The organism is Microcoleus sp. CAWBG640 (genome assembly GCF_020883015.1).
Classification (GTDB): domain Bacteria; phylum Cyanobacteriota; class Cyanobacteriia; order Cyanobacteriales; family Microcoleaceae; genus Microcoleus; species Microcoleus anatoxicus.
In genome coordinates, this window is sequence record NZ_JAHRFC010000042.1 from 41,260 (window position 1) to 52,342 (window position 11,083).

The window sequence follows — 11,083 nt, forward strand, 5'->3', positions numbered from 1 at the left end:
CCGCCCCCACACAACCAATAATCTCCATCAACCTTGATTTATCGGGATTTGGGTCAAAACTAAAGAAACCGCGTTTTTCGGGGTTTTTGGGTGTTGTAATGAATATTGTCGCAAAAACCCGGTTTCTGGGCTACACCAAAATCTAAGAAACCGGGTTTTTCAGGGTTTTTGGGTGTTGTAATGAATATTGTCGCAAAAACCCGGTTTCTGGCTACCCCAAAATCTAAGAAACCGGGTTTTTTGCAGTTATTGAGTGCTGTGACGAAGTATTTCGCAAAAACCCGGTTTCTGGCTACTCCAAAATCTAAGAAACCGGGTTTTTCATGGTTTTTGCGTCGGTAACGAGTATTTTCGCAAAAACCCGGTTTCTGGGCTACCCCAAAATCTAAGAAACCGGGTTTTTATGGGTTTTTAGGTGGTGTGACTAAGTATTTCGCAAAAAACCCGGTTTCTGATTACCTAATTATTGCTTATGCGTACTGTTTACGTTTCTCAACCTGGTTGTTATGTTTCTTTGCACCAAGAAATGCTGGTCATCAAAAAAGGCGAATCTGTACTCGGTGAAGTTCAGCTTCCTCTCCTCGAACAACTGCTGATTTTTGGTCAATCTCAAGTCACAACTCAAGCAATTAGGACTTGTCTGTGGCGGAATATTCCCATTGCCTATCTTTCCCGCATGGGTTACTGTTATGGGCGGATTCTTCCGATCGAACGTGGTTATCGGCAACTCTCTCGCTATCAGCAACAGTTGTGTTTTGCAGAACGTTTGCAAGTAGCCAGACGCATTGTGCAAGCTAAGCTGAAAAACAGCAGGGTGATCCTGATGCGACAGCAGCGCCGACAAGCTTCTGATGTGATTGTTTTTGCGATTAACTGTTTGGAACATTTAATTAAGAAAGCTGGGGAGGCTGAAACTATTGAGAAGTTGATGGGGATGGAAGGTGCGGGGGCGGCTCAGTATTTTTCGGCTTTTGAAGAGTGTTTGAGCAATCCTGATTTTGTGTTTGTGGGTAGGTCGCGCCGCCCTCCGGGTAATCCGGTTAATGCTATGCTCAGTTTTGGCTATCAAGTTCTCTGGAATCATTTGTTGAGTTTGATTGAGTTGCAAGGGCTCGATCCGTATTCGGCTTGTTTGCATCAGGGAACTGAACGCCATGCGGCTTTGGCTTCGGATTTGATTGAGGAATTTCGGGCACCAATTATTGATTCGTTAGTTACTTATTTAGTCAATCGCCGATTTGTGGATGCTGGCAATGATTTTGTCTATAGTAACGGCGGATGTTTCTTAAATGATTCTGGGAGACGCAAATACCTGAAAGCTTTTTTAGAGCGTATGGAGGAGGAAATTGAAACGGATTCTGGTAAACAACCTAAGTGGGATTTGCTGAACCAACAAATCAAAGATTACAAACAGTTCGTTTATAACCCAACCGAGCTTTACAAACCTTACCAAATTCGCTAAGCCGTGCTTTTTTATGTGGTGATTTACGATATTCCTGACAATAAACGGCGCTGTAAAGTGCATGATTTGTTGGAAGGTTACGGGACTTGGGTGCAGTATAGTGCTTTTGAGTGTGTACTCAGTCGAGCTAAGTTTGATGAATTAAGATCGCGACTTGGGAAAAAGGTAAATCTGGAAGAGGATAGCATCCGGTTTTATCCGGTGTCTCGTCATACTTTGGGACAGGTGGAGGTTTTGGGAGTGGGAGCACCGGTGACAAAAGCACCTGGATCAGTGATTATTTAGCTGGTGTTGCGAGGCTGGCGATAAATTGGCTGAAACGTCATTTTTGTGTCGGGAGCCTCGCAGCATTACTGGGTAAGGGTTTCAGGATTTTTGTTTAGCGGGCACAGGTGTGATTTCTAGAAAAAATTCCTGAGCCTCGCAAATGGCCTCTAGACATCTTGCGCTGTATGAGGTTTAATATAGAGGACTCCCCACTCGTTGGGGAAACTAATTGAATGGAAACGTATAATCACGAACAAAGTCCTCCCAAGTCTTGCAATACATCTCCCCACTCGTTGGGGAAACTAATTGAATGGAAACTGGCTACACCAGTCTCTACTCCCCACTGAACATACCGAGATATCTCCCCACTCGTTGGGGAAACTAATTGAATGGAAACATAGTCTTAAGCTTAAATACTCCCAAGGTAGTTGTTACCTCTCCCCACTCGTTGGGGAAACTAATTGAATGGAAACCATCTTGTAGTACAACCGATACGAGCGATCGGGGTCAATCATTGCTCCCCACTCGTTGGGGAAACTAATTGAATGGAAACTTGGATGTCCATGTTGCCAGGGATGAATCCCACGCAGGCTCCCCACTCGTTGGGGAAACTAATTGAATGGAAACTCGAAATAGCCGTTGTCGTCTGGGCGATCGCTCAATGACCATGCAGCTCCCCACTCGTTGGGGAAACTAATTGAATGGAAACTGCCACCGACAGTGCTACATATTGCAGCCCTCCGGCTGGAATCTCCCCACTCGTTGGGGAAACTAATTGAATGGAAACGGAAGGTATTTCAGCACGGTATTCAAAAGCCTTTTGATAGGCCTCCCCACTCGTTGGGGAAACTAATTGAATGGAAACCTTCTATCAAGGACTCTAAATCCTCGATGGCAACTTCGATTGTAATAACTGACCTCCCCACTCGTTGGGGAAACTAATTGAATGGAAACTTTTCCTTGCCCACCTCGACTGACGCAGATTCTGCGTCGAATAACTCCCCACTCGTTGGGGAAACTAATTGAATGGAAACCTTGCTTACTTTCTTCCAGTTGATTGAACTCAAGAGCTTCTTTCTCTTCTCCCCACTCGTTGGGGAAACTAATTGAATGGAAACCTTCATAAAGTCTTTTGCTTGTGGAACACATGATTTTTTTACCCTCCCCACTCGTTGGGGAAACTAATTGAATGGAAACAGCACCATCGCGACGCCTTTCCGTGCGTGATGATATGCGTTTCTCCCCACTCGTTGGGGAAACTAATTGAATGGAAACATACGTAGTTGATTAGGGTACACCGTATCCCCTGCTTCATTAGCTCCCCACTCGTTGGGGAAACTAATTGAATGGAAACTTCGCCTCGTACCTGTGTGAACCTGAGACACTCCCCACTCGTTGGGGAAACTAATTGAATGGAAACACTTGTCGCACATTACTGCTTCACCCTTTAGCATCACTCCCCACTCGTTGGGGAAACTAATTGAATGGAAACATAGTATGACCAGACCATCTATTAACTGTATACCCTCCCCACTCGTTGGGGAAACTAATTGAATGGAAACTTGTACTATGCGGTGAGGATATCCTTGAATAGGTAATCCTCCCCACTCGTTGGGGAAACTAATTGAATGGAAACGCAATAGGCCGAGCCTTGGTTGAAGGTGGTTGACTCTCTCCCCACTCGTTGGGGAAACTAATTGAATGGAAACCATTCACGGTACACCATGGGTCGGCCCTTGGAGTCAGTAGGGCTACCTCCCCACTCGTTGGGGAAACTAATTGAATGGAAACATCACCGATCAAGTCACTTGTGGGGGATTTAATTAACCTCCCCACTCGTTGGGGAAACTAATTGAATGGAAACGCTAGCGGTAGTGAAGCCAAAGTGGTGTTCAATGCTGCCATCTCCCCACTCGTTGGGGAAACTAATTGAATGGAAACCCAGTGGTGTGGTAACTCTACCCCATACTCTTTACAGACTCCCCACTCGTTGGGGAAACTAATTGAATGGAAACTTCACAACGATATCATTGAGCATCATGTTACGCAGGCTCCCCACTCGTTGGGGAAACTAATTGAATGGAAACCCTCCTTACCCTTGATGATGGACTTCTTGGCAGTCTTATCGCTCCCCACTCGTTGGGGAAACTAATTGAATGGAAACTCCAGGCGATCGTGTTTATATCTTCCGTTGAGGCGGCTCCCCACTCGTTGGGGAAACTAATTGAATGGAAACTCGTACTGTGATCTTACAAAATCTCTAAATTTCTCATTCTTCTCCCCACTCGTTACTGAGGTACTTATGGTTTCTAATGCTCTATTCTTTGGATCTTGCTATGTCGCTACACTTATCTTTTTTGCGATAACTGGTAACATACCTGCTGAGGTTATTGCTGTTATTCCTGGGGTGATGTATATCACACTCCGCTTTAAGAAGAATATTTGATGAATACAAACAATCTAGATCAACCCGCCCCCACACCGCCGATAATCTAGATTAACCTGATTTGTGCGAGGCTTTAAAACATATGTATTTGGATTGTTTGTTGGGTGGGGGCGGGTTTATTATATTCTTGGTTTCTCCCATAGATGGTTGGTGAAACCCGCCCCTACAGGTCATCGTAGGGGCGGGTTTTACGAATAATATTTGATACATATAAACAATCTAGATCAACCCGCCCCACCCCACGCATAATCTAGATTAACCTAATGTGCGATCGCCTTTCAAAAATCTAGATTGGGATTTGTCGTTGGGTGGGGGCGGGTTTTAGAGATTTTTGGTTTTTTCACATAGATTGTTGGTGAAACCCGCCCCACCCCACGCATAAATTCAAACTATGATATCCGATCGATTTGCCGTCTCTGCCAGAATCTGCTTAATTTGGGTCGGAGTCAGATTCGGATTAGCCTGCAACATCAAAGCTACTACCCCAGCGATTTGGGGCACAGCCATGGAAGTACCCGCGAAATAACGATAAGGAATGCCCGGTACGGACAGGGGTACAGTGGAATAAATATCCCCTGAATCGGCTTTACCACCGTCACCTCCGGGAGCAATAAAATAATTAATTAATTCAGTTCCAGCCCGGTTAGAATAATCAGCAAACTGCTTGTTCCGCTCAATTGCACCGACAGCAATTCCAGCCTCATTAGCAAACCGAGCCGGATAATCTGCCTGGGGACGAGCATCATTTCCCGCAGCAGAAATCACAGTTACGCCCTTAGCTTCCGCCGCTCGAATCGCATTCAATTCTGGTTCGTTCAACTGTAAGCCACCCAAACTTACATTAACTATCTTCGCCCCATTAGCAACTGCATAATTAATCGCAGCAATTTCATCCCTAATCCTTCCCGAACCGGATCTATCCAGTATTTTCAAAGGCATAATTTTGGCGGTGGGAGCCACACCTGTCATCCCCACTCCATCTTTTTTCGCAGCTACTAAACCCGCTATATGAGTGCCGTGATTGTTATCATCCATGGGGTTATTATCGTTGTTCACAAAATCCCAGCCGCGGAAATCGTCCACTAAGCCATTCCCATCATCATCAATCCCGTTATTAGCTTTATTTCGACCCTGGGCATCAATGCCGTTTTCCCCATTATTACTCCAAATATTCCCGGTCAAATCTGGGTGATTATAGTCAACTCCGCTGTCAATTACCGCTACCACAACTCCGTCTCCAGTTAACCCTTGGGCCCAAACTTCTGGGGCTTTAATTAAATCTCTGCCCCAGTCGTCGCCGCCTAAGTCTGGAACATCAGGAAAAGTGGGACTGTTTCGGGCTTTAGCAACGGCGGCGGCGGCATTGACTAAACCAAATCCAAAACGAGAGTCAAAACCTTCTAAGTTGTTAAGATTGTTGGCAGAAATAGTTGTGGGTGTTGCAGACAGATTTAGGGTAAAGTTTGTATTACCTTGGGATTGAGAAACTCGCACGTAGTAAGTTCCTGGTGCCAAAGCATTTAGTTGTAGGGATTTTGATGATAAATTAGACTCTTGAGCCGAAGCAATAATATCTGTGAAGTCCACAGCATTGTCGCCATTAATGTCTTTGATTACGGTAAGACCAACATCGGTATTCAAACCATTGAGATTTAAGCTGAAGTCGCTAGTTAGTGATAAGCTAAAGCGGTAAATATCCTCTGGTTGAGCGTTGCTAACCGAGTCTGTAATTGTTTGAGGGCTGCTGAGAATGCCGATGTCGCGGGCTTGGCTGAGTTGGTTGCTCAATACGGGAGTTGCAGAGATGAATTTACCAGTCAGATCTTGTGGCAATTTGTTGGTAACTACGCCTAGAATAGCGCCGGATTGGCGAATTTTGATTATGGTATCGGAAATAGAAGGGCCGATCGCCTGTTGTTCGAGGATTAAGTCTGCTTCGGTAAGATTGTCAGTGAGTCCGATCGCATCCACTGAAGTATTAAAATCAGTAATTATGTCTGCCGCCATCAAATCCATGACTGCGCCATCGGTGCGGAAGACAAAGGTATCGGAGCCCAACCCTCCTGTCAGGGTATCTTTGCCGCCCTCGCCGATCAAAACGTCGGCACCTTTACCGCCGTTGAGTAAGTCAGCTCCTTTACCTCCCTGCAAGGTATCATTACCGGAGTCGCCGAAGAGGATGTCGTTACCGATACCGCCGTTGAGGATGTCATTGTCGGCACCACCGAAGAGTGTGTCGGAATTGGCTCCACCGATGAGTTTGTCGTTACCGTCATCACCGCTGAGGCGATCGGCATCTGACGCACCGACTACAAAATCGTTGCCGCCGAGAGCAAATAGTCCATTTGGGTAAGGAGTTAAAAAGCCCGGTGTTAAAGTGAAACTATTGGGGCTATTATCTAAAAGATAGGAACGACCGTCAGGACTCGGGCCAGCCATAGAAAGATACTCCGTAATAATTGCGATCGATCTAAATTTTAAATTTAAAACATGAGATTGTGGTTAAGAAATCAATAATCCCAAATTCAAAATTGGTATCAGAAAATGGGAAACAAAAATTTACGTCTAATTCAGAACTTTTTCCAGGTGGCAAAATCGCGTCTCAAACCTTATTTACGCTATTGTATTTTGGGGGGGACGTTTTTATTTATCGCCCAAGCTTTTGTCACTCACTGGCAAGAAGTGGCGAATATCCGAATTGCGGCTACGAGTTTTCCCTTATTGGCGATCGCCCTGGGCAGCACTTTATTTTCGCTAATTTTTGTCGGCTGGGTGTGGATGTTGATTTTGCGGGAATTTCGTCAACGTGTAAATGCAGCTTGGGCGATTCAAGTTTTTCTCAAAACTAATATTGCCAAGTATTTACCAGGAAATATTTGGCATTTTTGGGGTAGGATATTGGATGCCAAAAAGGCTGGCATTTCGCCGAAAGTTGCTACTCTCAGCGTGTTGTTAGAACCTCTGCTGATGGCTGCGGCAGGTGTTTTGATTGGCTTGCTATGTTTTGATAAAATTAATTGGTTTTTGCGGATTGTGGCTGCTGCTGCTATTTTTACGGCGATTCATCCGCGAATTCTGAATCCCATCGTCCTATTTGTAGAGAAGTTGAAGTTAAAGAAGCAGGATGGGAAAAATTCAAATTCTGGGGAGTCGGCGGCTGAGGGACTGAATTTACCTACAGAGTCTAGCTCCAATCTAGCGAAAATAACATCGAGTGTCAAGGCTAAACACAAAATAAATTTACCAATTAAACGCTATCCTTTAGTACCGTTAATTGGACAAATGTGTTTTATCGGATTGCGGGGAAGCGGTTTTGTGTTAACTGTGATGGCTTTAACGAGGGTGCCTTTGGGCTATATTCCGAACTTATTTGGTGCTTTTTGTTTTGCCTTTGTGGTGGGTTTAGTGGTTCCTGGTGCACCGGGAGGTATGGGAGTATTTGAAGCTACGGCGATCGCGCTGCTTGGCGATCGCTTTTCTACGGGTATAATTCTGAGTGCGGTGGCTTTGTATCGGATTATCAGTATTGTGGCGGATGTTTCGGGTGCTGCGTTGGCCAAAATTGATCGGAGGCGCGATCGGGGCAGTAAGTAAGTGGGAAAGTCGAAAATATGTATTTTTATTAAAAATTTTTGCCTACGTAAGTAGGCTGGGTATCATAGTCTCAATTAATAAATTTTAAGACTTGAAGACTTGAAAAAAAACCGATTTGTTCTCAGAAATATCACAATTTTAGGTATTTTTACTGTCAAACAAACGGGTATTTTGAGTTCTGGTGTGCTAGTCCTGGATTTATGAAAAATTGTTAACTTGATTCCAGAGGGTGTACAGCCATGATACCAGTTTTATCAGCAGTATTTATCGATGCAGCAGTAACAGACTATCAAACACTCCTGGATGGAGTGAAATCGGGATTAGAAGCAATAATTCTCGACTCCGACAGAGATGGAATCGAACAAATTAGCGAAGTCTTAGCGAATCGCACCAATATTGACAGCATTCATCTAGTTTCCCACGGCGCACCGGGAAGCTTGCAACTCGGTAAAACCCGACTATCTATCGATAACCTAGAAGCTTATAGCCAGCAATTGCAACAATGGCGGCGCGCCTTAACAGTTGATGCAGATATCCTGATTTACGGCTGCAATGTAGCAGCAGCATCCGGCGCTTTCCCGAAAGTCCGCCAGGGAATAAATTCCCTGTCTCAAAGCGAAAGTCGGTTGAAACCGACTGAAAATAACCTCACGATTAAACAGTTCTCTAAAGAGGACTTTTGCTATGAGACGAGGAATTTATTCCCCGGCGGACTCTTCCTCCACCGCATTGCATCCCTCACCGGTGCAAATATCGCCGCATCCAAGCATCTGACGGGGAGTGCAAAATTAGGTGGGAATTGGGAACTAGAAGAAAAAATCGGCAACATTAAATCGCCCCTAGCCTTCGAGTCAGACGCAATGGAAAATTATGCGTCTGTTTTGGCTACCTATAGCGTGACCAATACCAATGATAGCGGTACGGGTTCTCTGCGAAGTGCGATCGACCAAGCCAATTCCAATCCCGGATTAGACACAATTAACTTTAACATTCCCGGTACTGGCCCTTATACCATTACCCTTAATCAAGCCTTACCTGTCATCACCAGCCCAGTTATTATCAATGGCAAATCTCAACCTGGATATGCTGGCAAACCAATTATCGAACTCAATGGCAGTTTTGTACAACAACCAGCCTCATCTGCCAATTATATTTATATTAATGGTTTAGATTTAGGCAAGAGCCCTTTTGGCGGCGCAGAAGATTCCAGTGGTAGCACCATTCAAGGATTGGTTATTAACAGATTTGGAAAGGGTGGAAATTTCAATTTAGGTCACGGCATTTCGGTACAGACTAACAACAATACAATCCAGGATAACTACATTGGCACTGATATTAGCGGTACGATTGCTGTAGGCAACACTTCCAGTGGAATCAGAATCCAAAATTACAATGTAAACAATCCTCCTAACGTTGTCACGCCCATAACAGGTAATATTATCTCCCGCAACGTCATCTCTGGCAACGGCTTTACAGGCATATTTGCTGCGAAGGCAGATGTTACAAACACCAAAATTACTGGCAATTACATTGGGACTGATGCCACGGGGACAATAGCTTTAGGTAACGATGGCGATGGCATTTTGATATTAGGCAAAAACCCGAATAATACTATCGGTGGCACTGCACCTGGAGAAGGTAATATCATTGCTAACAATAAAGGGAGTGGCATTGAGATTAATAATGGTGCACCTTCCGGCAGTAACACCATACAAGGCAATCGTATCTTTAACAACAAAAGATTAGGAATTGACTTGATCGGTAATAATGGCATCACTCCCAACGATTTGGGCGATGCGGATACAGGTAGCAACAACCTGCAAAATTACCCCGTTCTTACCTCAGTTAGCGGCAACACAGTCAAGGGCATTCTCAACAGCAATCCTAATAGCAACTTCCGCGTCGAATTCTTTGCTAATACAAGTTATGACCCCGCAGGTGCAGGTCAAGGTGAAACTTTTCTAGGTTTCCAAGATGTTACTACAGATAGTGCTGGCAATGCTAATATCAACTTCGCCTACACTCCAGTAGCAGGAAAACCTCTTATCGCTGCTACTGCTACTAACAAAACTACAGGCGATACCTCGGAATTTTCCCGTCGCAATCAATCTCCTATTAATTCAATACCGGGAAGAACAACCACCACCACAACTAACCCCAATAACATTACCATCAACAGCGGAGACGCTGTATATAACGTTTTAGCGACACCCTATCCGTCTGCTATTGACGTTTCAGGTGTAACAGGAAAAGTAGACAGTGTTACTATCACTCTCAACAATGTTAAAACCTATGGTCAATCTCCCACTGGTTCACCGCAGACAATCAACCTCTTGCTAGTTGGGCCCGAAGGACAAAACGTGGTGTTAATGTCTCACGTTCCATCTGAACAACCACTCAACAACGTCACGCTGAAGTTAGATGATAATGCAGCCTCTTTTCTTTATGATTTTTCTAATTCTACAGTCCCAACTATCGCTTCAGGCAGCTACAAACCGAGTAACTATTCGTTAAACAATGCTCGCGATATTTATCCTTTCGTTATACCTCAGAATACACCGACAGGGGCACCAGAAGGGCCTTACGGTTCGACTCTTTCTGTTTTCAATAAAACTAATCCCAACGGCACTTGGAAATTGTATGCAGTTGATGCCAACCAATATAATGCTAAAGCTTCCAATGCTACTACTCCTGGAAATATTGCCAGTTGGAGTGTCAACATTGCGACTGATATCGGCAAAGAAACGACGAATCAAAATACTCCTCGCATCTTCTCTGCTAGCAACAGCAATAGTATCTCTGTATCGGATGCAGATAGCGAGTCTGTCGAAGTCAATCTCAGTGTTACCAGCGGCACTCTGAAACTGAATTCGCTGACGGGAATTACCGGATCGGGGAATGGTAGCAACAGCCTGATTTATACGGGGAAACAGGCTGATATTAATGCTGCTTTAGATGATTTAACTTATACGCCGAATCTGAACTTTAGTGGCACCGATACGTTGATTTTGACGACAAACGATCGCGCATCAGCAGAATTAGGCGGTGCTCAAACGGATAGCGATCGTGTGAATATTACCGTCAACCCAACCACTCCGACTCCGACAACTCCGACGCCGACAACTCCGACTCCGACAACTCCGACGCCGACAACTCCGACTCCGACAACTCCGACTCCGACAACTCCGACTCCCACAACGCCGACTCCGACAACTCCGACTCCCACAACTCCGACTCCCACAACTCCGACTCCCACAACTCCGACTCCCACAACTCCGACTCCCACCACTCCGACTCCCACAACTCCGACTCCC

At 45.0% G+C, this 11,083-nt stretch carries 5 protein-coding genes and 1 CRISPR repeat array; of the genes, 4 read left to right on the forward strand and 1 reads right to left on the reverse strand.

The window, feature by feature from the left end; translation table 11 throughout:
* Positions 1-472: 472 nt before the first annotated feature.
* Both cas1 and cas2 read left to right on the forward strand, forming a co-directional pair.
* Entirely contained in the window at positions 473-1,462 is a 990-nt protein-coding gene (gene cas1 / locus AAFP11_RS19685; protein WP_341738585.1) for a CRISPR-associated endonuclease Cas1, read from the forward strand.
* 3 nt (positions 1,463-1,465) lie between these two features.
* A complete protein-coding gene (cas2, locus tag AAFP11_RS19690) occupies positions 1,466-1,747 on the forward strand; it encodes a CRISPR-associated endonuclease Cas2 (RefSeq protein ID WP_341735128.1) in 282 nt (93 codons plus the stop codon).
* 187 nt (positions 1,748-1,934) lie between these two features.
* Positions 1,935-4,042: direct repeats of the CRISPR family, unit length 36 nt; unit sequence CTCCCCACTCGTTGGGGAAACTAATTGAATGGAAAC.
* A gap of 517 nt (positions 4,043-4,559) precedes the next feature.
* On the opposite strand, the gene AAFP11_RS19695 is transcribed toward cas2, so the two are convergent.
* A complete protein-coding gene (locus AAFP11_RS19695; protein WP_341738586.1) occupies positions 4,560-6,614 on the reverse strand; it encodes a S8 family serine peptidase in 2,055 nt (684 codons plus the stop codon).
* A 105-nt stretch (positions 6,615-6,719) separates the two neighbouring features.
* Between AAFP11_RS19695 and AAFP11_RS19700 the strand changes: the two genes are divergently transcribed.
* Both AAFP11_RS19700 and AAFP11_RS19705 read left to right on the forward strand, forming a co-directional pair.
* Entirely contained in the window at positions 6,720-7,769 is a 1,050-nt protein-coding gene (locus AAFP11_RS19700; RefSeq protein WP_341738587.1) for a UPF0104 family protein, read from the forward strand.
* A gap of 239 nt (positions 7,770-8,008) precedes the next feature.
* On the forward strand, positions 8,009-11,083 hold a 3,075-nt coding region (locus AAFP11_RS19705), incomplete at its 3' end, for a DUF4347 domain-containing protein (protein WP_341738588.1).

What these genes read in the sequence shown, in the direction of transcription:
- cas1 (WP_341738585.1), top strand. Translation starts at nt 473, where the DNA reads ATGCGTACTGTTTACGTTTCTCAACCTGGTTGTTATGTTTCTTTGCAC.
- AAFP11_RS19695 (WP_341738586.1), bottom strand. Translation starts at nt 6,614, where the DNA reads ATGGCTGGCCCGAGTCCTGACGGTCGTTCCTATCTTTTAGATAATAGC.
- AAFP11_RS19700 (WP_341738587.1), top strand. Translation starts at nt 6,720, where the DNA reads ATGGGAAACAAAAATTTACGTCTAATTCAGAACTTTTTCCAGGTGGCA.